We start from the raw sequence: 24,590 nt of genomic DNA, 5'->3' as shown, positions 1-24,590 counted from the left end.
ATGGTTTTTATATTTTCCTCCACTGCAATGTGTGGGGTCGGCTGTTAAATGAAGTCCTGGTATGCAAATTGCCGGCAAAGTGACCTGGGCAAGATTTTTTAATCTGACCGGCACTGTAAGGGTGCAACGAAAAGGGAAGTATCCAAAGGTGAAGTGTTCAAAAGGATTTGACACTCATTTATAAGTAGGTAGGCTAACTAATAATAATAAGCTAGCCAATGAACAATCGCGATCCGGAGAATAAAATGAACACAGCGACTGGCTTGAAGCCTTGGCGAGTTATCCTTGCGGCTACAATCGGTAACGCCTTGGAATGGTACGATTTCATTGTGTACGGTTTCCTGGCAGCTACAATCAGTAGATTGTTCTTTCCTACCGATGATCCGTCGGCGGCTCTTCTACTTGCGACACTAAGTGTCGGGATTGGATTCGTGGCCAGGCCGCTGGGCGCGATCATGCTCGGCCTGTACGCAGACCGTCACGGGCGCAAGAGTGCACTGAACGTTGTAATTCTGCTGATGTTTATTTCGACCGCAATGATTGCTTTTGCACCCACCTATCAGCAGGCTGGAATTTGGGCGGCGGTCCTTATCGCAGTTGCACGCCTGATCCAGGGCTTCTCTGCAGGCGGTGAGTTCGGCAGCGCTACTTCGTATCTTATTGAATGCGCTCCTGCACATAAGCGGAATTTCTATGGGAGCTGGCAGATGTTTGCGCAAGCATCTGGCGCTCTTCTGTCGACCATAGTAGGTGTGATGCTCTTCGAAGTATTTTCGCAGGAATCCATTGATAGTTGGGCATGGCGTCTGCCATTCTTGGTCGGATTGCTCATTGGGCCGGTCGGTTTGTATATCCGCCGTCATCTCGATGAGCCTGAAGAATTTAAGAAGGTGCAGGGCGTCAAGGTTCCGCTCAGCAAAGTGTTTACTACCTACCCTGCTCAATTGACGGCTGGCACCATCGTCAGTGCAGCGGTCAACGTCATGTCGTATGTCATCATCACCTACCTGCCACTGTATGCTAAGCAAACACTCGGTCTGAATCAAAGCGAGGCGTTTAAAGCCCTCCTGATTGCAGTCCTGCTACGAATGGCTCTGATACCGATGTTTGGTATGCTCAGTGATCGAATTGGGCGAAACAAGGTTTTGGTTGTTGGTCTGGCGTTGTTTACCTTCACCATCTACCCAGCGTACGGGTATATCATTGACAATCCGAGCTTCTACTCCCTAGTTTTGGTCGAGTGTTGGTTTGCCGTTTTGATTGCGGCGGTCTATGCGCCTAGCCCAACTTACCTGTCGGAGTTGTTCCCAGTAGAAGTTCGAGGGATCGGGCTTTCAATTTCCTACAATCTTGCGGCTACGGTGTTTGGTGGCTTCTCGCTCTTCTTTGTTACTCTGATTCAGCAGTGGACTAATAGTCCGTTTGCGCCCGCCCACTATTGCGTAGTCTTCTTTGCAGCAGCTGCCGTGGCAATATTGGTAACAAAGCCTAAAGTGGTAAGTTCCGAGAAAATTCAACCTAGCCTTGAGGGTAATACGGTCTGAATTTGATCGTTGGTTGAGAGGGTGGGGCCCCCCCCCATCCTGGCTGCATACAAGACACGTATCGTCAATCCTGTAGTTGTGAGCGCTGTATCTGTATTGTTGCGTGCTATTGATTTGATGCGCATGTATGCCCGTGCGACTAAATTAAGAATTAAGCGAGTATTACAGTGAGCTACGCGACCCCTAGGTTTAAGGGAATTGCCTCTGATAGCGGTTCAATAACCGTCCTGATGACAATGTGCGTCGCGCTGATGCTAGCGATGTTCAATGCGTCAATGATTGGTGTGCTGTTGCCAGATATCGGCAAAGATATATTGGCGAGTCCGACTGACATGCAGTGGGTTGCTACTGTATATATGCTGGGGCTTGCGACTTCCTTAATGCCTGGTTCTGCGCTTGGGCGGCGATTTGGTCGTCGTTGGGCAATGCTGGCTGGCCTGGTGATCTTCCTTGCTGGTGCGTTAATTTGCACGTCGGCGAGTGAGCTTATGTGGCTGTTGATTGGACGAATGATTCAGGCTGTTGGAGTGGGGATTTATATTCCTCAGACGTTGGCGATCTTGGTAAATGAGTACACCGACATGAAGCGTCGATCAAGTGCGATCGGCGTATGGTCTGGTGTGGCTAGCATTGGTCTGATAATCGGTCCTCTTGTGGGAGGTGTGGCTGTAAAACTGGTAAGTTGGCGCGCGGGCTTTTTACTGTCAGTGGTGCTCTGTGTATGTGCGTTGGTTTCTTGTTGGAAGACATTGTCGATACATCAACATGGCCTACCAGCTGAGAGATACTCTTTGGATGTGTCAGGTACACTGATAAGTATAGTGTGGCTGTCTTGTTTGGTGTTTGGTCTTAATGAGTCTAGCAGGCTCGGTTGGGATTCGATGCTTGTCTGCTGTGCGTTCTTAGTGGCGGGGCTGGGGTTGATTGCATTTCTTGTGGTTGAGCACTTGAAAACAAGCCGCGGTCAGCAGGTGTTGATGCCATTAAGTATTTGGTACAACCGAAAATTTGTCATGGCAAACGTCGGTGGCGCTGCTTTCTTTATGTCATTGTTTGGCGTACTTTTTTTCTATTCAATTTATTTCTACAAAGAATTTGGTTATGGCTCCGTCACGGTCGGAGCTGCCTTTATTCCCATGACCCTCATGATGAGCGTTTCTGCGTCGGTAGGGGGTAGGGTTATGGCTCGAGTGGGGGCTTTTAACGGTTTTATCGTCGGAGCTTTCTGTGCGGCAGGAGCGATGTTGCTTTTGGCGGTTGCTACGAATCTAAGGTCTCAAGTGTTAGTAGAGGTTTTCCTTGCTCTAACAGGGTGCGGGTTTGGATTGTTGAGCGTATCAACAAGTAATGGTGCGGTTTCCAGTGTGCTGCCCCAACTTAGTGGTTTGGCTTCCGGAGTCCATACAACCTGTCGCCAGGTTGGTAGCACTCTTGGTATTTCATTGCTCGGGCTATTCGTATACGGGCGGGGGGCGGTCGCGGAATCTGAATTTTTTTCGGAAGGACTGGCGCATGCAATGATCTTCTCGGCTGCGGTTCTTGCCTGTGCTGGAGTAACGACATGGTTACTGCTGCTGAGAAAGTGGTGAGTTAGGGAGTGCTGTAATCGCTTTAAGTTGAGAAAAAATAATCTAGAGGTCAACTTTTATGAAGAGCTTTAAGGGTTGTGCGTTTCTGCTAATGCTAGGTTCGGGGACAGTATTTGGCGCCGACAACTTAGGGGCTGTAATCGATGACAGTAAACTCAGCGTTTTGTTGAGAAATGCAGTTTTTGATCGGGACTTCAAGCACGGTGTGCAGGATCGCCGCGAGTGGGGTCAGGCGGCAATCGCAAAATTTACTTCCGGCTATACCCCGGGGTTAATTGGGGTGTCGGCAGATGTTTTCGGTATGTACGCTGTTCGCCTGGATGGCGGTGGTGGTCGGACAGGTAGTAGTTCTATCGATATGTTCAAACAAGATAGTTCCGGTAATCCGGCTGATGATCTGGCGCGTGGCGGTGCGGCTATCAATGTGAAGGTTTCAAAAACGATCATCAAGTATGGTGATCAGATGCCTGAATACCCTGTGCTCAATTATTCGAATTCACGCTTGCTGCCAGAAACTTACACTGGAGTGTCGGTGAGTTCCAAAGAGATTGCAGGGCTCGATCTAAATGCGGCACACTTTACGTCTGAAGTACGAAAAGGGGCAGAGGGGCATGATAGTGCAGGGCTGAATCAAATTGATCTTGTGGGTGGCACGTACTCATTTTCAAAAAATTTCCAGGCAACAGCATACCGTTCCTGGGATAAAGACTTTTTCGAAAAGACATACGGCGCACTTTTGTACACGCAGCCCTTGAGCAAAAGCTCTTCTTTAACCATGGATCTGCGGGGGTATCACACAGCTCTTGATAATGAGTTTTCCGCTCGCCTTGGGCGTGGTGATGAAAATAATATCTGGAGCTTGTCTGCTACTTACAAAATTGAAGGTCATTCTTTTGTTCTCGCCTACCAAAAAAGTAGCGGTAGCGTTGGATACCCATACGGTGGTAATCAAAGCCTGGGCCGTCCGGGTGATGGTGGCTCGACATTCCTCCTGGCGAACTCCTTTTTCTCAGACTTCAATGCTGAAGATGAAGTGTCCTGGCAGATTGGCTATGGGTATGACTTCGCAGCGGTCGGCATGCCGGGGCTGTCCTATCGCTTTGCTTATGTGAAAGGGGAGAACATCTATACTCCTCAAGGCGACGGCGATGAGAGTGAGCTATTCAACCAAATTAGGTATGTTGTACAGGATGGCGGTTTGAAAGACCTGAGCTTCAAGGTGCGTAGCTCGATCGTTCGTGTCTCTCGTAACGCAGCGGCTTATAACGTCAGTGCCAATGAAGTTCGTGTCTATTTAGAGTATCCAATCAATATTTTTTAAAGGTTCTCTGCCGGGCGCCGCTCAGCGGCGCCACGCAGTAGCATAGATCAACACCTGGGTGCGCCCATCAATTTGTCCAGTAGTGCCAATGTGGATTTGATTTTATCAATATCCTCAGCGCTCAATGACTTGAAGCGCTCATTAAGGGTTTGGTTGCGCCTGGTTTTAACTTCTTCGCAAAGAAGTTTGCCTGAAGTGCTGAGGCAAATTACCTTGCCTTTACCCGTGCCTTGCGGGCGTTCTATCCAGCCCGCCTCTTCCATCCGTGTGAGAATCTGGCTCATGGTCGGTGTTCTTATTCCCTCCGCCGTCGCCAGTTCGCTAACAGTCATCGGAGCGACTTGTAGCAGACTGAGTACGGCACCTTGTGTTGTAGTTATAGGAAGGGATTGTGTATCTCGACGCATAATTTGGCTGATGACCAGAAGTCGTTTGCGCATTTCATCGACAAGTGTCAAATGCTCAGCATTCAAGCTTTTATCTCCTTTCGTAGGGATGTATAGTTAGCCTGGCTAACAATGATGACGTATTATGATCGCATAGCGTCTATTGGAAATGAAGATCATTTTTCCTCTCGTCGCTATGCATCGTGCGTGTAGTTGTCTACTCCTATTCAGCGCAAATAAATCTAACCCTGCAGGAGGATTTCGCATGCTCGAAGTGCTTAAAGAATTGCCAAGCGACTCCGTTCTCGGCTTGATCAAACTGTTCGCCGCCGACCCAAACCCCCAGAAAATCGATTTGGGTGTAGGCGTCTACAAGGATGATCACGGAAAAACACCGGTGATGGCGGCTGTAAAATTGGCGGAAGCTCGGATCTTGGAAGCCGAAAGCTCCAAGACCTATTACGGGTCGGACGGTAATAGTGCCTTTTTGGATGCTGTCGCGCCGCTGGTATTCGGTGAAGCCAGCCCTATGTCGGGCCGCGTCGTTGGTTGTCAGACTGTGGGTGGAACGGGTGCTTTGCAATTGGCAGCTAAGCTGGCAGTGACGTGCAACCATCAAGCCGCGATATGGGTTGGAACTCCAACCTGGCCGAATCATCTGCCTCTGTTTTCTGCAGCAGGGTTGGAAATCAAGACCTACGAGTACTATGATGCAGAGCACCAGAAGATCAATTTCGACGGTATGATTAAGGCCCTGCAGTCCGGGCGCGCTGGGGATGTCGTGCTCCTGCACGCCTGCTGTCATAATCCGACGGGCGCGGACTTGAATATTGATCAGTGGGCGGAAGTCGCTGACCTCATCGCGGCTAAAGGCATGCTGCCTCTCATTGACTCTGCTTACATAGGCTTGGGTCACAACCTGGAACAGGATGTAAAAGCGTTACAGTTAGTTCTGTCTCGCGTTCCAGAAACCATGATTGCCTTCTCGTGTTCCAAAAATTTTGGGCTCTATCGTGAGCGTATTGGGGCACTGTTTGTTGTCGGCAAAGACGGACAGTCTTCGTCAGCGATAAAATCACATATTCAATACCTTGCCCGAACTGTTTATTCTACTCCGCCTAATCACGGCGCGGCCGTTGTTACCGCTATTCTGACTGATCCTGCATTCAAGAAACTGTGGGTCTCGGAGCTCGTGGAGTCTACCCAGCGTATCAACAGCATGCGTCAACAGCTTGCCAGTCACGGAAAAGTTGGGCAGATCGATTTGGCGACCCTTGGGAGTCAGAAGGGCATGTTTGCTCTGCTGCCACTCTCAGTAACCCAGGTTAATATGCTGAGGGATGAATTAAGTATCTATATGGCGCCTTCAGGGCGTGTAAATCTGGCAGGGTTGAATAAGGATAACATCCCATATCTCGTCAGCGCTTTGGCCAAAGCTTTAGTTCCTTGAGCCTCAAGCTGACTATTGAGTTGTACTGCTTTAGAAGTGGAAGGGCTGGTTTCACTCGGGAGGCATAGATTTGCTATCTATGCCTCTGGGTCAGTATGAATTCCTGCTATTTATCCCGTATTCTTGGGTGTTTAGAACGTGGCCTGAAAGCATGGTTTGTTCTCCATTTATCGTTATGTTCGGTGGGGTATTAAGTCTGGATGCAATTTGACAATTGACGCTGATTTGTATGAATGGGCGTACGTGTCTACAGATAGATTGTGTGAGATCGGCGTGCTTATACTAATTTACTAGCAAAATCGCTTCACGGCACGGAGCGCAGGTGCTCGCAGAATGCCTTAGGTAATTCAAAGGCGCGCCGATCTCTTGTGGGGCTCGCCTCACTCAGACAGTAGGTCCTTATATGCTCAATCACCGCCAGCGCGCACTCGATGTCCATGGCTTCGGATACTCCGAAAGCTACAATTGCACCGATTACTTCCACTTCCCCATCCACGATTAACGGCTCCTTGCCTCTAAGAAGAGCCATGCCAGTTTGCAGTGCTAATCCTTGTTGGAGTGCTGATAAACATAGATGAAGACGTTTTTTTACTCGCTAGTAGAGATGCCAAACCCTGCAGCAATGCTAGCCGTGTTTAACGCGATTTCTCGACTCTGCAGAGGAACATTGTCCATATGAACCATATGGGTCACGTTACCGCTAATGTCGACGATCGCGATGTTTGCTTTGACGTTTATCGAAGCCGCTTTCTGTGTGCCGCGCTGAACTTTTAATGGCCAGGACTAGAGCAATTGTGATCCGATTAAAAGTGATTTGGGGCATGACAATTTTGTTTCTGGTTTATTTATTAGTATATTCAGATTTCTAGTGTTTTTTATGCTTTGTTGGTTGGCTGTACTGAAAAATCCTGAGATTAAGTTGACGCTAGTGCGGTAGATTTCTTGTGTGGTTTCCAATGGTGAAGAGTCTAAAAGGCTTCGATCCCCTTTGACTCCCTACCGTGGAGATATTTTGGTGGGTCCGGGCTGGTGGCAGCGTTTGGAGAAGTATCAACGTTGCCAGAGCTATATATTGGTGGTTGCCAGAGCTATATATTGGTGGTTGCCAGAGCTATATATTGGTGAGAGAGCGCCGAGAGGAGAGGGAATGTGATATGTAATACCAAGGATTACACCAGGTTCGAGCAGGTAGAAAGCAGGCCGAGCGTTAGGCAAACGAGATTGATTCGGAGCTGGTTACATAATTAAAAACGGCACAAAAAAAGTAGTTCAGTTGTTCGATGACGTTGTGCGGATAATGATTTTTGCTTTTCCAAGTATATGGGCTGTGTTTTGAAACTCATTGTGATAGCGAGTGGTTGGGCGTAGGCATAATACATTTTTTGTGGGCGATAGCCGGCTTGCAGCTATCGACGCGTTTGACACATTTAGTTTAAATTCTGATTTGTGAGTATTTGGTTTTGCACTCACATGATTTCGGAAGTTCCAGGGGTGAGTATGAAGAAGAGGCTTGAGGCTTTGCGGAGTTTTGCCATTCTCTCGGTTGGCAGGACTTCTCTTCTAGTGGGGGCATTCCGGCAGGTGGACAGGCAGCAGATCGGAATCGCCTAGAGCTTTTTCAGGTGGTGGGGCTGAACAATAAAATATTAGCAGGCTGAAAAGTATGAAAAAAAATATTGGCTTTAACCATAAAATTCTGTTGGCAGCCTCTCTGATCGTCGTGCTCGCATTTTCAATTTTCACTTTGTACAGCGATTTCCTTCAGCGGAATTCGATGCGTGAGGATCTTGAGCGCTACCTTTCTGAAATGGGTGATAGTACTTCAATAAACATAAAAAATCAACTTGAAAGCCGTATCCAACTCGTCCAAAACGTTGCTCAAAACATTGCCGCGTTTTCGGGTGCTGAAAACTTTGGCATTCTCTTGAGCCAACACGCCCTTGTCTCAAGATTTCTAAACGTTTATCTAGGTGACGTCAACGGTGGTTTTATTATAAGCCCTCAAACCAAGATGCCTGAGGGCTATGATCCACGCGTTCGTAATTGGTATAAGGATGGTATGGCTGCCAATAGGCCCATCCTAACTGAGCCGTACAAACTCAGCACCGGCGAGATGGTAATTTCTGTCGTAGCCGTCGCTGAACGCAATATCGGTGTAGTAGGCGCCGATTTGTCTCTTAACGGGTTGAGTGAAATCATAAATTCGCTGAACTTTGGTGGCATGGGTTATGCTTTCTTGGTGAACGACCAAGGCAAGATCTTGGTGCACCCAGACAAGAATCTGGTGATGAAGAACCTATCAGATCTATTCCCGGGACACTCTCCGCGTCTAAGTAAGGAATTAAGTGAGGTTCAGCTCAATGGCCAGACTCGCCTGCTGACCTTCACACCAGTTAGAGGCCTGCCCTCAGCTAACTGGTACATCGGTCTATCCGTCGACAAGGACAAGGCGTATTCAATGCTGAGCAAATTCCGTGCGTCAGCGGTGATTGCTACCTTGATTGCTGTTGCTATCATCATCGCCTTGCTCGGCCTATTGATCCGTATTTTGCTAAAGCCACTACATGCAATGATCTACGCTATGGAGGGCATTGCCGAAGGTGAAGGTGATCTGACAAAACGCCTTACCATTTATAGCCAAGACGAATTCGGTGCATTGGGTAATGCGTTCAACCGATTCGTATCGCGTATCCATACCTCGATTCGTGAAGTATCATCGGTTACAGAGCATGTAACGGAAGTTGCTATGAGAGTGGTGAGCGCTTCGAGCTCTTCAATTGTAAAATCTGACGAGCAATCTAATCGCACCAATAGTATGGCGGCTGCGATCAATCAACTGGGCGCAACTGCGCAAGAGATCGCGCACAACGCCGCCCAAGCCTCACAACAAACAAGTGCTGCGAGATGCTTGGCCGAAGAGGGTCAGCAGGTAGTTGCCCGCAGCATCGCTGCCATGAACCAATTGTCGAACCTAATCTGCAACTCCAGCTTGAATATCGAAGCGCTCAATAGCAAAACGGTGAACATTGGTCAGATTCTGGAAGTTATCACCAGTATCTCGCAGCAAACTAATCTGCTCGCACTCAACGCAGCAATCGAAGCAGCACGCGCCGGAGATGCCGGTCGCGGGTTCGCCGTGGTTGCCGATGAAGTGCGCAATCTGGCTCATCGTACTCAGGATTCCGCTCAACAGGTGCAGAAGATGATTGAGGAGTTGCAAGTTGGTGCACGCGCGTCCGTCAATACCATGGGCCAGAGCCAACGCCACAGCCAGGATAGCGTCGAGATTGTCAACGATGTGGGCGAGCGCCTTGGCAGTGTGACCCATCGAATTAGTGAAATTGACGGTATGAACCAATCGGTCGCAACAGCAACCGAGGAGCAGACCGCCGTTGTCGAATCGATCAACATGGACATTATTGAGCTCAATACGCTCAACCAGGAGGGCGTCGAGAACCTCCAATCTACACTGCGCGCCTGCTCTGAGCTTGAGCATCAAGCCAGCCGTCTAAAGCATCTTGTTCGCAGTTTCCGTGTCTGATCACTTTCGGGCAGCTATACGTCGCCGCATGCTCACTCCCTTGAGTGGATTCGGTCTGACCGCAGACGAGGCTCCCACCGGGAGCCTCGGCCGATCCAAACACAGTTCATTTCAGTGAAAACCGAAAGCCTGTCTCCTTCAAAAATCGAAGGTCAGTCCGGCATACACCGCACGGCCATCACCTGGCGAGTGCAGTGAGGCATCCGCCCCATCCGGGTCATACCAGACATACTCGTAATAACGGTTGGTAAGGTTTTTCAGCTGCAGGTCCACGCTCATCGTCTCGCTGAGCTTGTAGGTCGCGCCGAGGTTCATCAGCACGTAGCCGCCGTAGGTGCCCTGCGTGTTCTCGCGTTCCAGATAGTAGTTGGTCTGCCCGTTCGCCCAGGCTGTCAGTTGCAGCGCCGGGGTGGCCTGGTAACTGATGCCGATATTCCACAGGTGGTGGGGCACGTGGTCGATTTCCTTGCCCTTGCTGCCAGGTAGCGCACTGCTGGGCTCCAGGATCTTCGAGTACTGCCAGGAGTACGACATCCACACCTCGGTACGCTCGTCAGGGTGCAGGTTGACCTGCAGGTCGTATCCCCAGCGACGTGTTTCGCCGACGTTGTCAGACTCGCCACTCGCGTCGTTCAGGCGACGACTGACTTCACCGGTGGCGTCCTGGCGCCAATAGGCGACACGGCCATCGATCCAGCTGGCCGGCGTGAACTTCACACCGGTTTCCCAACCTTCGTTGATCGACGGTTCCAGGTCTTCATTGCGTGGCGGTACCTTGTAGGCCGCCGCGCCGGTACCGACCTGGAAGGTCCGCCCCCAGTTGGCGTAGACGCTGGCGAACTTCCACGGCGAGTAAACGATGCTGAGCTTGGGCTGCTTGATCAGCCCATAGTCGTTGATGTCCGACTCCCGCCCAGTCATCTTGTTGGTGAAATCACCGCTGATCTTGTCGACGCGGTAGGCCGGGACGATTTTCAATGATTCGAACGGCTCGATTTCGGCCTGTACGTAGGCCCCGACGGTGTTGAAATCGAAGTCCTGATCGCGGGTCTGCGCTTGGCGCACGCGACTGACGGTGCGATAGCGCTCGCTGCGGTTTTGCTGCTTCTGCACATCGTTTCCGCCCTCCAGGGCGAAGGCATGCAACCAGTCCACCTCTGGCCGCCAGGTCAGCGAGGTGATGGCGCCGTACTGATCCTCGTAGGTATCGCGTTCCTGCTGCGCGCTGGTACGCCAGTATTGCGTCCAGCGACGATCGTCGAAGGTATTGAGGTAGGTCTTGGCCGACCACGACAAGGTGTCGGTCAGGTCGGTGTCGAAATGCACGCTGACCTGGTTCATCCGCCGCGTGCCCTTGTCAGTGGCGTTGTAGTCGTTGGTCATGCGCGGATGATGGCGGGCGTCATCCTCGGTCAGGTAGCCCACCTCCTGGGCTTCTGACTCGTAGTGGCGGGCAATCAGGCCAAGACGGTAGCTACCATCGTCGGGGGTGTAGAGCCACTTGCCGCCGAAGCTGTAGCGCTCGGTATCGGCATGGTCACGGTAGCCATCGACCTGCTGGCGGGCAAAGAAGTAGTTCTGTGTCCAGTTGCTGGTCTCGATACCTTTTGCCAACTGCACTTCACGGGTATTGAAGCTGCCGTAGCGCAGGCGGGCCTTGTTGTAGTTGCCGCCGGTACGCGTGTTGATATTGACGTTGCCGGCGATGTTGTTCAGGCCGTAGCGCGGGTCGCTGGTACCGCGCACCACCTCGATGCTGTCGATGTCCATGGGAAACACCGAGTCGATGAAGGGCATGTTGCCGTCGTTGGTGTTGCTGGGGATGCCGTCGATCAACAGCTTCACCGCATTGACTTCGCCTTCGCCGTTGAAGCCGCGGAACGACAGTTTGCCGGACGTGGTGCCCTGGTTGAATTCGGTGAGCACCACGCCGGGCGCGCGGCTGAACAGTTCCCAGGTGTAGGTAACGGGCATCTTCTCAAGGATATCGCCACCGAGAATGTCGACCGAGCTGAGCACGCTGCTGGTGGCCAAGGGGCCGGTACTGGCACCGCTGACGGTGACGGCGCCGAGGGTCAAGGTGGAGTTTTCGCTGGGTAGCGTCTCGGCTACTGCCCGGGACAGAGGGCTCAAGGTCGAAACACAGGTGATGGCAAACACGGGTAATGCAGCACGTGCGGCGCTACGGAACGCAGACATGGACAAGCTTCCTGGCAAAAAAGTCGGGCACGGTCAGCACGCGCGTCATGCGCGGGACCGAGAGGTTGTCGACAGTTCAGGCCAAGGGAGAGGCGCGAGGATTCAGGTTGGGCCACTGCTCACGCGGTAGCGGCAAGGCGGGGGCATGGCCGAGCAGCAACTCGGCGGGCCAGAAACGTGGGAACAAGTGCTTGAAGTAGTCGCCGGCCAACAATGCTTGGCCGGCGTGGCCGCAGCAACAATCACCGGCTTGCAGCTTGCTGTTAGCATGGTCGGCCAGCTCGGGCTGATTCAGTTTGAGTTGTGCAAGCAGCGATTTGGGCAAGCTCTGCACGCCGTGCAAGCTGCAGAAACTACCGAGAATCAGTGACTCGTCGACAGCCGGGGCGCGCAAGGAGCGGTCGAGCGGCATCGCCAGCAGGTTGAACACCACTGCAAAGCAGGCGAGCAGCCAGAGGTGAGTGCGAACGCGTGACAGCATGGACCGCCCCATGAAGTAAGTTGCGCATTAAGCCGCATCTGAAGCGGTCTGTAAAAGTTCCAGGTCGCGCTATTTTGCCGCAGACGCACTTTGGCAGTCCAGCATGCATGCCGCTTCCCGCGCTTCTAACCCGATGGGTTCGATGCTAGAGTCGCCGCCCATGAACCGTGCGACCTCCAATCGCCCCCTTGTTGCCTGGGCCCTGTATTTCAGTGTCCTGTTCAATGTTTTGTGCTGTGGCCTGGGCCACGGGCAGGCACTGGGCTTTGCGCTAAACGGCGTTGGCGGCGGCGGTTTCTGTAGCTTGGGCAGCGACACTTCAACGTTGCAGGCCAAACAGGATAGTGGTTTGACCGCCGCTGACTGGAGCAACCCGTTCTCCTGCCCGACCTGCTCAGCAACCTTCCTCACGCTGCTGTTCCTGCTAGCTGTTGCCTGGCTCTTGGCCTGCGCCAAGCCAAAGCCGCTCAAACGCGAGCTGCGTAGCCAGGCACCACCGCGCTACTGCTGGCCATCGGCCAACCCTCGAGCTTCTCCTCTCTGACGTTGCCAGCGCTCAAGCGCTGAAGCGGGCTTGTACCCGCTTTTCGATTGCAGTGCTTTCGGCTGTGCCTACCTGTTCGTGTGCACAACCAGCACTGCGACGTATGTCGTCGTTGGAGGATCAGCTCTGTCATGAAGACTCTGAACCCCGCGCACGCTCCGTCTAGCGAGACGTGACCGTGCGCTGCGGCTTGCGCAGTAGCACCTGGGACAATCTCTGGGTCGCTGCGTTGCTGGCCATTCTGTTCAAGGTATCGGTGCTGCCGATGGCCAGTACCTTGGGCGAGCTCAGCCTGGCGCAACTGCTGACCGGCAGTTACTGCTCGTCAGGGGGCATGCAGCCAGTGGTGTTGGACATGGATGCCGCCGGAAAGCCGGTGGTATCGGATGCTGGTCACTGCTGTTGCGCGAACGGTGGTGCAGCACCGCTGCCCGTCACGCTTACCGTGCCGCCAATGCGGTTCGGACAGGTGCAGCCTCCAACACACCCTGATACCAACCCCTGTTCTCCACGAGAGCGCTGGCCATCAATCAACCCGCGTGCCTCCCCAGATCCGATCGCCTGAACGCTATGAGCACAGGTCGCCCACCTGATTCCAGGTCGGGCCCTGTTGAAGGCTATCTGACGTATGGAGCACGTGATGTCGCGCCCTTTGACCGTGTCGACCTTATTCGACACCCAGACTCGCCCTGCGCGTGGAAATGAGTCCCGCCTGCCGTTTCCCGATTACCCCTGCAACGCCCGCAGCTTCGTCCACCTGGATGCTCGACTGCTGCCGTATTGGCACACCTTGTTCGATGTGTGCCCAGGCCTGCTCAAGCTCGACCCACCGGAAGGGTTGGAGCTGTTCCGCCGTTTCATGACGTGGGCCTACCGGCATCATCCGGCGCTGGACTGGACGTATTACATCAGCGTCTGCCGCTGGCTGCTGGGCTCGCCCTATAAAGAGCGGGTAACCGAAGAGCATATTGAGGCGTTTTTGGCCGCTGCAGCTGCCCTGTGGGTCGCCGCAGACATGTCACAGGCACGTGGCCTAGTGATCGCCTGGCAGCCGATGGCGGATGTAGTGCTTGAGTGGAAAGCCGGTATACGCCCGGCGACGTTCACTCTGGAGGAAGGAGGCGGACTGCCGCCCCCGCCCTGGGAGTTTTCCTGGAGCCCACTCAGTGGCAAGGGGCCGGAGAGCTTTCGTCGTTGGTTGCCCGTACCTGGCTAGATAGCCCGTTCCGGCATTCGGGCACTGGCGAGCGTCAGTGATTGCCGTGCCCGGCATCTTTGTCGACCTTCACCACGCCCTGGAACATGGCGAACTGTTTGACCCGCTCTGGCGGCTGGGTGGCTTCGGCGTTGCGTACTGCCTCGCTCAACTGCGCCGCGTCGGCGTCGGCCAGCCCGGCGCTGCGCAGCGTGGCCGGGTCGAGCAATGAGTCGCCGGCGCACAGCACCACCCGCCACCCATGCGCGCCCTTGCGCAGCAGGGCGCGGCCGCCACGCTGGTCCTGCACCCAGCCCGCGATGGCGTGGTCGCCCTCGACTGTGATTGGTGCCACGTCCAGCGGTGCATCGGGACGCTCGAAGTTATGCCGCATCAACTGCTGGATGCTTTGCTTTTCCTGCGCGGTGTCGGCCATGGCCAGCAGCGGGCTGCAGGCCAGCAAGAATGCGAGAATCGGTGCTTTCATCTGTGTCGCTTCCTTTCAAAGGCTGCCAGCGTTTGCTGGCAGCGTCCGGTTGGGGCTTAGAAGCCCATTTTCACACCCAGTTGCGCGGAGGTGCCCGGCATTGGGTAGTTGGTACGGTAGGCATAGTCGCGGTCAAACAGGTTTTCCACGGCGACGAACACTTCGCCGACCTTGCCCAGCGCAGGCACGGCATAGCCCACGCGCATGTTGACCACGGTGAAACTGTCGACCTTGGAGAAGTTACTGGCCCCTGCGCTGCGCTCCTCAGCCAGCACATACATGTCCTTCTGATACTGAGCATCGGCCGACAGGCGCCATGGACCCACCTCGTAGGTGGTGCCGAATGACAGCGACTTCTGCGGAGCATACGGCAAGGTTTTGAGCGACGGATCGAGCCAGGTAAAGCCGACGAAGCTGCTCCAGTTGCTGTTCCAGCGCTGCTGCCAGGTCGCTTCGGCGCCCTTGATGCTGTAATCGCCGAGGTTGATGTAGGACGGGCGAGCTACCGAAGGCGGGAACGCGAACAGGTAGCGGTCCTGCAGCTTGTCCTTGAACACCGCAAGGTCCACGGTGGCGCCGTCAGTTGGGTTGAAGCGCACGCCAAGCTCCTGGTGATCGACTTTCTCGGGTTTGAGATCCTTCCAGGTTTCACCCAGGGCTGGGATCAGGGCCGACATAACCGAAGCTTCAAGGCCTGGATAGTTGATACCGCGCGAAGCATTGGCACGGAACTCGACACTGCTCGACGACAGCAGCAAGCCTGCGTGCGGAGCGGTGGCGTTGTCGAACAAGTTGTGTTCATAGGTGCGCAAACCCGCCGACGGCGTCAGGGTCCAGGTATCGTTGAGGGCAAAGGCGTGGCTGATGGCGGCATGCGGCGATGTCACGCGCAGGGTCGGTGCATCGAACTTCGCTTGTGGCGCCGGGGCGATACGCTTGAAGTGCACCTCACCCTTGCTCTCGTCGATGTCCAGGCCCAAGGCTACTTCGCCACCTTGCCAGGGCCGCAGTTGCTCTTCCCAGCGAATTCCCTGCAGGGTGAAATCACTGATGGTGTCGCCGTCCTGGCCGGTCTGATCCAGAGCCGAGCCTCGGCCTTCGTTGTGGTAGACCTTGAGGCTGCCATTGCCCCATGCGTGATTATGAGCCAGGGACAGCGAGGCCAGGGTGCCACGGGTGTGGAACTCGCCGTTCTTGGTGTCCGGCAGGCCCTTCTGGCCAGGGTCGGAGACCTGGTTGTTGGCGTGGAGTACCAGCAAGCCGGTGCTCCAGTTTTCATTCAGCCGGTAGCCCAGGTGTGCCATACCGTTGTTGAGCCGGCCGTCACCGTCGCTGCGATCGCCGTCCGAGTGGGCCGCGCCCTGGGCCAGCAGGTAGTCGAAATTGCCTTCCCGGCCGATCAGGCTGGCCTGCTCGGTGGCGGTGCGGAAGCTGCCACCAGTCAGTTGCAGTTCGCCATGATGATTGTCGCCCTGTTCGGCGACTTTGGGCGCAAGGTCGATGGCTGCGAAGGTATTGCCGAACTTCTGCGGCTGCGGCCCCTTGTAGACGCTGATGCTCTGCATGGCGTTGATCGGCAGCAGGTCGAGTAGCGGGTGGCCCCAGACGCCCATATAGAAAGGAACGCCGTCGATGTAGGTCTTGATCTCGCTGCCGGGGCGGCTGGCACCCATGCCGCGAATGTACACGGCGCCGCCCTCGGCACCGCCGAACGAGCCGACCGGGTTGAAGCGTGACACCACTACGCCGGGTGTGCGGCGCAGGGCCGAGGACAGGTCAAGGGCGTTGAGGTCGCGGATCTGCTCCTGGCCGACCACGGTGGTCAGGCTGGCGAAGCTATCCACGCTGTTCTGGTCGATGATAGAGGTCCCTACTACCGAGGTCTCAGCCAGTTCCACGGTGCTGCTCTGCGCCATTGCAGCTGTGCTGGACAGTGCGAGTGCGGCAGCGCAGCAAAGTGTTTTGTTCTTCATGCTCTGGGTGTTCCTGTTGCGAAATACAGCCGTGACGGGCATGTCTTGTGTGCATGACTATTCGCCATGGTCATCAAGGGGCACGAGTGGGTATGAGCCTTGATCAGGCTGCAGCAGGTGAGGCGCGTGGGTTGGCTGTAGGCCAGAGTCGGCGGGGCCAGGCGATGAGCACAATGAGCGAAAGCGAACTGGCGAGATGGACAACGGGTAGGTCGGGCAGCAGAGGCGTGAACGCTAGGCCAGTATGGCTGCACAGTGGGCAGTCGATCATGCTGCCGCTTGCCAAGGTGTCGCCAGGCCAATGATCGAAACGGGTGACGTTAGGCGCCGCCCCGGCATGGCCGCAGAACGCTCCACCCATGCCATTGAGGGTAAGGCTGATTGCCTGGCCGTGCCCGAGGCCACAGTGAAGTGCGGCGAACAGCAGGCTTGCGTAAAGCGTCCAGGCTATTGAGCGGCGACGTCCTGTTTGTCGATGCATATCCATTGCTCGATGGCCGCTGCGTTTGGAGTGGGCCAATGGGGCACTTTAGCAATGCTTCGCGCTTACGCCAGGTGCGACACCCTGCCGCACCTGTCATCGCCTCCGTTCAGCAGAGCTGCACCTAGGGCGATAGGTACCGGGGTTATTTGGACATATACTCGATGACTGCCTTATAGTCTTCGGCCGTACAGTCCATGCACAAACCGCGTGCCGGCATCGCTTTGAAACCCTCAGTCACGTGCTTGACCAGTACCTCGTTACCCTGTGCCAGCCGAGGCTTCCAGGCTTCGTGGTCGCCTTTCTTCGGCGCCATGGGTAGCTGGCCGTTGTGGCACATCTGGCAGGCGCGGTTGAATACCGCCTCCGGATCTCTAGCCGCTTGGGCCAGGCTCGCGATTGCCAGACAAGCAAGCATCGTCAATGTTTTTTTCATGATCGACCTCTCAGGTTTTTACGGGAAGCCAGAGTCTATGAGGGCGGCGGGATCTGTCAGGTGCGACCTCCAGCCGCATAGGTGCAGGGAGGACGTTGTCCGGTAGATTTTGATACACGGTGCGGCAGGTTGTCGCAGGCCTGCACCGTTCGGAAGCCGTGCTACGTTGAACCTGATCCGGTGTTTTACTCTTGGCAGGGTTTTTCATCGGTCAAACAAAAGCCGGGACGGCGTACCGTCCCGGCTTTTGTCTATCTGCGCCTCGATGGGCATCATGCACCCTATGCCTGATAATACGATGTTACAAAATTACATGTGTAAATTAAATGTAAATCTTGATTGATATCAATTCGCAATTAGAATCACGATCAGTTCTCAAACAGGATCGATTCTCATGCGTGACAGTAGGACTAATCTCGAAAGCCTCCCACCCCGGCGCTTGCTGGCTTCTGCCATAGGTCTCACCGTCGCCTCTTGGGCCGGAAACGGTTTGGCAGCGGAAAGTACAGAGGGGCGTAAACACCCAGTGACCTTGGGTGATGTCAAAATCACCGATGTGCACGAGCAAGGCTACAAGGTCGACAAGTTATCCTCGCCTAAGGCGACCGCGCCGCTGTTGGACACACCGCAAACCGTCAATGTGATCACCGAGCGGCTCTATAAAGAACAGGGTGCACGCAACCTGACTGACGTACTGAAAAACACCCCAGGAATCAGTTTCAGCGCTGGCGAGAACGGTTTTTCGACCAACTCCAACAACTTCAGCCTGCGTGGTTTCGATACTAGCGGCAATATCTTCGTCGACGGTTCGCGTGACTCCGGAAGCTACAGCCGTGATGTCTTCAATATTGAGCAGGTTGAAGTGGTCAAAGGACCGGCGTCTGACAACGGACGTGGCGGTGCTGGTGGTTATGTCAACTTAGTGACCAAGACGCCGACCTTGGCAGAATTCCTTAACGGTGGCATTAGTTATGGTTTTGACGATTATGATTCGGAGGCGCGCAGGCGTGCTACCTTGGATACCAATCAGGTACTCAACGAGACCACGGCCCTGCGCCTGAATCTGATGCTGGAAGGCAGTGGCGTGGCCGGTCGCGAGCATGCGGAAAAAGACAGTTGGGGCCTGGCGCCGTCCCTGGCCTTTGGTCTCGGTACCAATACGCGGGCAATTTTCGCCTATGAGCACCAAGTGCAGAATGATCGTCCTGATTGGGGCACACCTGCTGCCGCGGTAAAGGATATGCAGCGCTACGACCCGAGCACTTCGGGTGCTGATCGCGATGCGTTCTATGGCCTGAAGTCTGACTACGATGACACTACCGTCGACTCCTTCCTCGCGCGTTTCGAGCATGACCTATCCGATGGCTTAACGATCAGCAACCAGACTCGCTGGGCACGCGTTGATCGCGTTGCGCGCTTTACCGTGCCGACTGGGTACACCACAGCGACACGCATGGTGAACACGCAGACTCAATTCTACGATCGGGTCAACACTAGTCTGACCAACTTGACCAACCTGTCTGCAACCTTTCAGGCAGGCTCAATTAGACACACGCTTGCCACTGGTTTGGAGTTGACGCGTGAGGAGTCGGAGGCTGACCGTTTTGGTACTGTGAACCGCACCGCAACTAGCGTTTTTGATCCTAACGAGGATCGTAACGGGCCGCTCAGCCCGGCGGCCGTCGAGACCAACGACGTGAAAATCGACACTGTGGCGGTCTATCTCTACGACACCTTGGCGTTTAACGATCAATGGCAACTGACAGCTGGTTTGCGTTTCGAGAACTACAGCGTGAACATTGATAGTAAGAACGCTGCAGGTGCGTCCACTGGTGGTGTGGATGGCTATGATGATACTGAGTTCACCGTTGGTGGCAAACTCGGTCTGGTTTACAAGCCCGCAGAGAACGGCAGTATCTATGCCGCCTATGGGGTTTCTACGACACCACCAGGCTCCTATCTGTCCAGTTCGGATATTTCCCGTACCGGAGACAACGCGTTCCCCGGATTCGTCGATGGTGCTGATCCAGTGAAAATCGTGGGTTATGAGCTCGGCACCAAATGGGACTTCTTCGACAATCGCCTGTCCACTACGGCAGCACTATTCTATAGCGAGAAGAAGGATGTGCCGATCACTGGGCGCGATGTGGGTGAAGTTGTAGATAGTCTGAAAGGCCACGGCAAGCAGGTGGTCAAAGGCATCGAGCTTGGTGCATCGGGCAAGATCACTGATGCCTGGGATATCTACGGCGGGGTCGTACTCATGGACAGCGAGCGTAAGCACAGCAGTTACCTCGACGAAGCGCGTAAACGCGCTAACCCGGGTGACTATGGTAGCGTTGTTCGCACCAATGGTGATGAGCTGGCGTTCTCCCCGAAAATGACCGCAAACCTGTGGACCACTTACCGCCTGCCTATTGGCCTGACCCTGGGCGCTGGTTTGCAGCACAGCGCCTCCTCCTATCTGGGGCGCCCGGATGATGCTAACCGCATAATCCCTAATGGTACCTTTGGCAAGTTGCCTAGCTTCACGACCTTCAACGCCATGGCGTCCTATGCGGTGAACGAGAATGTCGATGTCCGGCTGAATATTGATAATCTGACCGATGAGGAGTACGTCAGCTCTTCGAACTGGAACGGCACTCGTGTGTTCTTGGGGAACCCTCGAACCTACCTGGTCAGCACCGAGTTTCGCTTTTGATTCTCTTAGCCGTTTGACTAACGCCCGGAGCATGTAAGGTGCTCTGGGTGTATTTATTGGGGGATGGTGCTGTCAGCATGTGTCAGCGTGCCGTTAACCTACAGGCCCTGGAGCACATGCTTGATCACAGTCCCTGGAGATAATCGACCATGATGCTGACCATTCCTGATGTATTGACAGCAGAACAACTGCAGCAATGTAGGGAGGCACTGGACCGCGCCGACTGGCAGGACGGGCGTAGTACCGCTGGCCATCTCGCGGTCAGGACAAAGGCCAATCAACAATTGGCCCAGGACGATCCGCTGGCGCAGCAACTGGCGGACTTTATCCTTGCTCAACTAGGCCGCTGCCCGCGTTTTATGGCAGTGACTCTGCCACTAAAAGTACTACCGCCATCTTTCAACCGTTACACGGATGGCGGTACCTACGGCAACCATATCGACAATGCAGTTTTCAGCGTACCGGGTACACCGCACCGTATTCGTGCCGATGTCTCGGCAACGCTGTTCTTCAGCGAACCGGATGAATACGATGGCGGCGAACTGGTGGTGCAGGACAGTTTTGGCTGCCAACGTGTCAAGTTGCCGGCTGGTCATCTTGTGCTTTACTCGAGCGGCAATTTGCATCGGGTCGAACCGGTCACTCGTGGTAAGCGCCTGGCCGCTTTCTTCTGGACGCAGAGTCTGGTACGCGAAGAAAGTCAGCGCAGCCTGTTGCTAGAGCTGGATGAGACGATTCAGGCTTTAACTCTGCAGGTGCCTGAAAGCCCTGAGCTGATTCGCCTGACCGGCGTTTATCACAATCTGCTACGTCACTGGACAAATACCTGAAGATGACGAATATACCCCTGCCTGCATTGACACAGATTCCACCGACGATTGCCTCCGTCACTGACTATGAGATCTTCGCCAGTCAGCGTATGAGTGAGCAGGCGTGGGCCTACATCGCCGGTGGTGCCGCCGATGAGTTGACTCTGCGAGAGAATACTGCGGCGTTCCAGCGCCTGCGTTTGCGGACCAGCGTGCTGGCTGACCTGGCCGGTGGTAATACCTGCCTGCAGCTCTTTGGTCAGACGTTCGCCCACCCGATCTTTCTAGCGCCAGTGGCTTATCAGAAACTGGCGCATCCCGATGGTGAGCTGGCTACGGTGCTGGCTGCCTCGGCGGTACAAGCGGGCATGGTGGTCAGCACCCAGGCTAGCGTCGAGCTGGAAAGAATTGCCCACGCGACGCAAAATCCGTTGTGGTTTCAGTTATATCTCCAGTCTGATCGTGACTTCACCCGTGATCTGGTACGCCGAGCGGAAATCGCCGGTTATAAGGTTCTGGTACTGACGGTGGACGCGCCAGTCAGCAGTGCGCGAAACCGCGAGCAGCGTGCCGGCTTCGAACTACCGGCGGGGATCGAGGCGGCCAATCTTCGCGGTATGCGGCGTTTTTCAGGCGAAGGTGCGCCGCCAGCAGGTGGGTTGTTGCTAGGCGGCCCTTTGTTGGCCGCTGCCCCTACATGGCAAGATGTGCAGTGGCTGCGTTCGCTGACACGTCTGCCGATTGTGCTCAAGGGCGTGATGACGGGGGATGATGCACGTCGAGCATTAGCCGAGGGGATCGATGGTATCATCGTCTCAAATCACGGTGGTCGAATTCTAGATACCGTGCCCGCGACGATCGAGGTGCTGGCTGAGGTCGCTAGCGCCGTCAGTGGCCGTGTGCCATTGTTGCTGGATGGTGGGATTCGCCGTGGTAGCGACGTGTTCAAAGCCTTGGCACTGGGCGCTGATGCGGTCCTGGTAGGGCGCCCTTACATATGGGGACTGGCGGCGGCTGGTGCCCCTGGAGTCGCACATGTAATCCAGATCCTACGTGCTGAGTTGGAGGTGGTGATGGCCTTGACCGGTTGCCGCAACCTAGCTGGTATTGGCGCGCGCACGCTTAGTTGAGGCAGTACCTAGTCCAGCATCGGCGATGCCCTAAAACTCGCTTTTTAGCTCGGTCAAGATCAAGTTAGTTCACACACATACACACACAACCTGCAAATCAAATCTAAATTGTATGCCAGGTACGCCTCGGCGATTGCGGGTATCGTCAGCAATTCGCGGCGTCTACGTGGGCTGGTTTTTCGCAAGCCGCCATGACCTTCTACGGTCGACGTAGAGATAGTCATTCGTACCGTACGTCACCGCGAAATAGAAGATCTTGTCTCTGAGTTCACTCAGTACGCGCACTGCCGTGGCGTAAGCCGGTGGCAGGGCAATGTCAGCACGGTGGGGCGCTCAGCCCTAGGATTCATGCGCCGATGTTAGATGGGTCTCGTTTAGACCTGATCTGGGCTGCAAGGCGAGCTCAGTAGTCTCTCTTTTGATTTCTCAGGTTTGGTAAATCTTTTTTAGCAATCGCAGCAACTCCTCGCGCTCAATCGGCGTGAGTGCGGCAGTGGACTCCTGATCACTCTCAGCCGCGAGCGTTTTCAACTCCTGAAGCAGCGTCCCACCGCTCTTGCTGAGGTAGATGCCATAGGAGCGCTTGTCTGGCTTGCAGCGTATCCGCACCGCCAGGGCCCGGCTTTCCAGTTTGTTCAGCAGAGGCACCACTTGTGGTGGTTCAATCGCTAAAGCCTTGGCCAGGTCGGACTGCATCAATCCGGGGTTCTGTTCAATGATTGCTAGGGCCGAGAACTGCGCAGGTCGTAGGTCGTGTGTCGAAAGCCGTGCGATCAGGTTCTGGAACAGTTTCAGTTGTGCCCGGCGCACCGACAAAACAAACTGAACCGAACCGTCGGTGTGAGTGCTTGAGCAGATCAGTGCCTTCGCACCTTGTGCCACCTCAGTTCCGCGGGCTACGGCCACCTCAGCCGGCTTGCCGGCGGACGGCTGTTCCACAAGACGGAATCTGCACGCATTCGTGTCTAGCGTTTCTAGGAGGAGAGCGTGAGGTGTGCGATTCTGGTGGCGCTTACCTACGTCGAGGGGAAGGTCTTGTTGTGGCGTTAGACTGGCCTTCGAGCATGGAAGGGCAGCCTGCGAAACCTGCATCGCGCTCAAGCTGTTTCGCATCATAGTCACCCCATTGAAAAGCGTGCTCATCAGCGCTCTGACTTCATACGAATTTCTAAAGAGTGAAGCCCTCCCCATGCGCGTGGGATGTATTGGTGCGCACATTGCCTTATTATATTTATCTGGAACTTAGTGTTCCGATAATCGGGATTGAAGTATTTTGCGGCGGGTGTAGGGGAGGGGCAGCGTAATGAGGATGAGATTTTCACAGAAGGTGACTTTGGTCGTCATCGTGGTCGTGTTGATTGGGTTTAGTGGATACGCCGCAGTGAATGATCGTATTCAGAAAAGGACGATTAACGACGGTCTTCTGCAAATGGTGGATCAGGTAGCCGCTGTCACTGCCCAGAATATACAAGAGTGGCTTAACACTCGTGTGCAACTGCTTTTGAGCGTCCGCCAGGGTATTGAGATCGATCCCAGACGTGAGGCAATCACCAGCTCGATCGCTCGTCCGGTCATGTTGGATGCGTTTGGTATGACCTACGTGGGGTTCGCAGATCGTGCGGAGTTCATCAACAGCCCGGCCAAGAAAATGCCTGACGGCTATGACTACCGTACGCGCCCCAGGTACCAACAAGCAGTAGCCGCGAATGGCGTAATCCTCTCTGAGCCCTACGTTGATTCAGCTACTCAAAAGCTAGTCGTGTCCATTGCTACTCCGCTCTTTGGGCAAGGCAATCTGGTGGGTGTGTTGGGTGTAGACCTTGCGCTCACATCCGTCGTGTCCAGCCTGGCGGCTCAGACACTTGGAGGTCTGGGATACCCCTTTATTATCAATGCTGAAGGAAAGGTGTTGGTGAGTCCTGACGAGTACATGCAACTGAAAGTGCTGAAGGATATCTACGGTAAGGAAATTGATATCAAGACCCGCGCTCTGTGGCAGGTGAGCAGAGATGGCGGAGACCAGTTGCTTTATTTCGTACCCATTAATGGGCTTCCAGGGCAAACATGGTACTTGGGCGTGGCAATTGATTACGCAAAGGCGTTTGCAGGATTGGACAACGTGAGGGCTGCAGGGTTGATCGCCATTGTTTTGACGATCCTATGCGTCAGTATAGTGCTGCTCATCTGCATCCGACTCCTCACCACCCCGCTGCGCGCGATGGGCGAGGCGATGAACAACATTGCTACAGGCGAGGGCGATCTCACTCAGAGGCTTCAGATCACTTCAGCTGATGAATTCGCTGACCTTGCAAAAGCGTTCAAT

Annotated in this window: 19 protein-coding genes and 3 pseudogenes; 13 read left to right on the top strand and 9 right to left on the bottom strand. The window is 54.6% G+C overall.

What is annotated here, in order from left to right; genetic code table 11:
• Positions 1-218: 218 nt before the first annotated feature.
• The 3 genes from ABRP30_RS15090 (at position 219) to ABRP30_RS15080 (ending at position 4,454) form a co-directional block, all read left to right on the top strand.
• The gene (locus ABRP30_RS15090) at positions 219-1,544 is read left to right on the top strand and encodes an MFS transporter (protein ID WP_349975861.1); all 1,326 of its coding nucleotides are present in this window, start codon (positions 219-221) and stop codon (positions 1,542-1,544) included.
• 167 nt (positions 1,545-1,711) lie between these two features.
• Positions 1,712-3,133, top strand: a complete 1,422-nt coding sequence (locus ABRP30_RS15085) for an MFS transporter (RefSeq protein ID WP_349975862.1) — start codon at positions 1,712-1,714, stop codon at positions 3,131-3,133.
• Positions 3,134-3,191: 58 nt separating this feature from the next.
• Entirely contained in the window at positions 3,192-4,454 is a 1,263-nt protein-coding gene (locus tag ABRP30_RS15080; RefSeq protein ID WP_349975863.1) for an OprD family outer membrane porin, read from the top strand.
• A 47-nt stretch (positions 4,455-4,501) separates the two neighbouring features.
• Here the strand turns inward: ABRP30_RS15080 and ABRP30_RS15075 are convergent, their stop codons facing one another.
• Entirely contained in the window at positions 4,502-4,927 is a 426-nt protein-coding gene (locus ABRP30_RS15075; RefSeq protein ID WP_349975864.1) for a MarR family transcriptional regulator, read from the bottom strand.
• A 178-nt stretch (positions 4,928-5,105) separates the two neighbouring features.
• Here ABRP30_RS15075 and ABRP30_RS15070 point away from each other — a divergent pair, with 178 nt between their 5' ends.
• The gene (locus tag ABRP30_RS15070; protein ID WP_349975865.1) at positions 5,106-6,290 is read left to right on the top strand and encodes an amino acid aminotransferase; all 1,185 of its coding nucleotides are present in this window, start codon (positions 5,106-5,108) and stop codon (positions 6,288-6,290) included.
• Positions 6,291-6,878: 588 nt separating this feature from the next.
• Here ABRP30_RS15070 and ABRP30_RS15065 read toward each other — a convergent pair.
• Positions 6,879-6,995 (bottom strand): hypothetical protein, encoded by a 117-nt coding sequence (locus tag ABRP30_RS15065; protein ID WP_372490494.1) that lies wholly within the window; start codon positions 6,993-6,995, stop codon positions 6,879-6,881.
• A 958-nt stretch (positions 6,996-7,953) separates the two neighbouring features.
• Here ABRP30_RS15065 and ABRP30_RS15060 point away from each other — a divergent pair.
• A pseudogene (locus ABRP30_RS15060) lies at positions 7,954-8,925 on the top strand (cache domain-containing protein); the annotation flags it as partial.
• 111 nt (positions 8,926-9,036) lie between these two features.
• Complete coding sequence (locus ABRP30_RS15055) at positions 9,037-9,831, top strand: methyl-accepting chemotaxis protein (RefSeq protein WP_372490493.1); 795 nt, start codon at positions 9,037-9,039, stop codon at positions 9,829-9,831.
• Positions 9,832-9,969: 138 nt separating this feature from the next.
• Here the strand turns inward: ABRP30_RS15055 and ABRP30_RS15050 are convergent, their stop codons facing one another.
• Together ABRP30_RS15050 and ABRP30_RS15045 are read right to left on the bottom strand one after the other, a co-directional pair.
• The gene (locus ABRP30_RS15050) at positions 9,970-12,030 is read right to left on the bottom strand and encodes a TonB-dependent receptor (protein WP_349975867.1); all 2,061 of its coding nucleotides are present in this window, start codon (positions 12,028-12,030) and stop codon (positions 9,970-9,972) included.
• A 76-nt stretch (positions 12,031-12,106) separates the two neighbouring features.
• Positions 12,107-12,511 (bottom strand): DUF2946 family protein, encoded by a 405-nt coding sequence (locus ABRP30_RS15045; protein WP_349975868.1) that lies wholly within the window; start codon positions 12,509-12,511, stop codon positions 12,107-12,109.
• Positions 12,512-12,671: 160 nt separating this feature from the next.
• On the opposite strand from ABRP30_RS15045, the gene ABRP30_RS15040 reads away from it, so the two are divergent.
• The 3 genes from ABRP30_RS15040 to ABRP30_RS15030 all read left to right on the top strand — a co-directional run bounded on the left by ABRP30_RS15040 (position 12,672) and on the right by ABRP30_RS15030 (position 14,271).
• Positions 12,672-13,055 (top strand): DUF2946 domain-containing protein, encoded by a 384-nt coding sequence (locus ABRP30_RS15040; RefSeq protein ID WP_349975869.1) that lies wholly within the window; start codon positions 12,672-12,674, stop codon positions 13,053-13,055.
• Between the two features lie 190 nt (positions 13,056-13,245).
• On the top strand, positions 13,246-13,620 hold the full coding sequence (locus ABRP30_RS15035) for a DUF2946 family protein (protein WP_349975870.1): 375 nt from the start codon (positions 13,246-13,248) through the stop codon (positions 13,618-13,620).
• 75 nt (positions 13,621-13,695) lie between these two features.
• The gene (locus tag ABRP30_RS15030; RefSeq protein WP_349975871.1) at positions 13,696-14,271 is read left to right on the top strand and encodes a putative natural product biosynthesis protein; all 576 of its coding nucleotides are present in this window, start codon (positions 13,696-13,698) and stop codon (positions 14,269-14,271) included.
• Positions 14,272-14,305: 34 nt separating this feature from the next.
• Here ABRP30_RS15030 and ABRP30_RS15025 read toward each other — a convergent pair whose 3' ends face one another.
• From ABRP30_RS15025 to ABRP30_RS15010, 4 genes are all read right to left on the bottom strand, one after another.
• Complete coding sequence (locus tag ABRP30_RS15025; protein ID WP_349975872.1) at positions 14,306-14,737, bottom strand: copper uptake system-associated protein; 432 nt, start codon at positions 14,735-14,737, stop codon at positions 14,306-14,308.
• A 56-nt stretch (positions 14,738-14,793) separates the two neighbouring features.
• Positions 14,794-16,710 (bottom strand): TonB-dependent receptor domain-containing protein, encoded by a 1,917-nt coding sequence (locus ABRP30_RS15020; protein WP_349975873.1) that lies wholly within the window; start codon positions 16,708-16,710, stop codon positions 14,794-14,796.
• A 103-nt stretch (positions 16,711-16,813) separates the two neighbouring features.
• On the bottom strand, positions 16,814-17,191 hold the full coding sequence (locus tag ABRP30_RS15015; protein WP_372490315.1) for a DUF2946 family protein: 378 nt from the start codon (positions 17,189-17,191) through the stop codon (positions 16,814-16,816).
• Positions 17,192-17,336: 145 nt separating this feature from the next.
• Positions 17,337-17,627: a c-type cytochrome gene (locus tag ABRP30_RS15010; RefSeq protein ID WP_349975875.1), complete on the bottom strand. Its 291-nt coding sequence runs from the start codon at positions 17,625-17,627 to the stop codon at positions 17,337-17,339.
• 394 nt (positions 17,628-18,021) lie between these two features.
• On the opposite strand from ABRP30_RS15010, the gene ABRP30_RS15005 reads away from it, so the two are divergent.
• From ABRP30_RS15005 to ABRP30_RS14995, 3 genes are all read left to right on the top strand, one after another.
• Complete coding sequence (locus ABRP30_RS15005) at positions 18,022-20,328, top strand: TonB-dependent siderophore receptor (protein ID WP_349975876.1); 2,307 nt, start codon at positions 18,022-18,024, stop codon at positions 20,326-20,328.
• A gap of 149 nt (positions 20,329-20,477) precedes the next feature.
• Positions 20,478-21,158, top strand: coding sequence for a Fe2+-dependent dioxygenase (locus ABRP30_RS15000; RefSeq protein WP_349975877.1), 681 nt, complete (start codon positions 20,478-20,480; stop codon positions 21,156-21,158).
• A gap of 2 nt (positions 21,159-21,160) precedes the next feature.
• Positions 21,161-22,267, top strand: coding sequence for an alpha-hydroxy acid oxidase (locus ABRP30_RS14995; protein WP_349975878.1), 1,107 nt, complete (start codon positions 21,161-21,163; stop codon positions 22,265-22,267).
• A gap of 426 nt (positions 22,268-22,693) precedes the next feature.
• On the opposite strand, the pseudogene ABRP30_RS14990 reads toward ABRP30_RS14995, so the two are convergent.
• A pseudogene (locus tag ABRP30_RS14990) lies at positions 22,694-23,077 on the bottom strand (MarR family winged helix-turn-helix transcriptional regulator); the annotation flags it as partial.
• Positions 23,078-23,570: 493 nt separating this feature from the next.
• Here ABRP30_RS14990 and ABRP30_RS14985 point away from each other — a divergent pair.
• Positions 23,571-24,554, top strand: a pseudogene (locus ABRP30_RS14985) (cache domain-containing protein); the annotation flags it as partial.
• Positions 24,555-24,590 lie beyond the last annotated feature (36 nt).

The organism is Pseudomonas sp. WHRI 8519, assembly GCF_040224055.2.
GTDB classification, from domain to species: Bacteria; Pseudomonadota; Gammaproteobacteria; order Pseudomonadales; family Pseudomonadaceae; genus Aquipseudomonas; species Aquipseudomonas putida_X.
The sequence above is the reverse complement of the archived record's forward strand: the minus strand, read 5'-3'. Positions and strand labels throughout refer to the sequence as shown.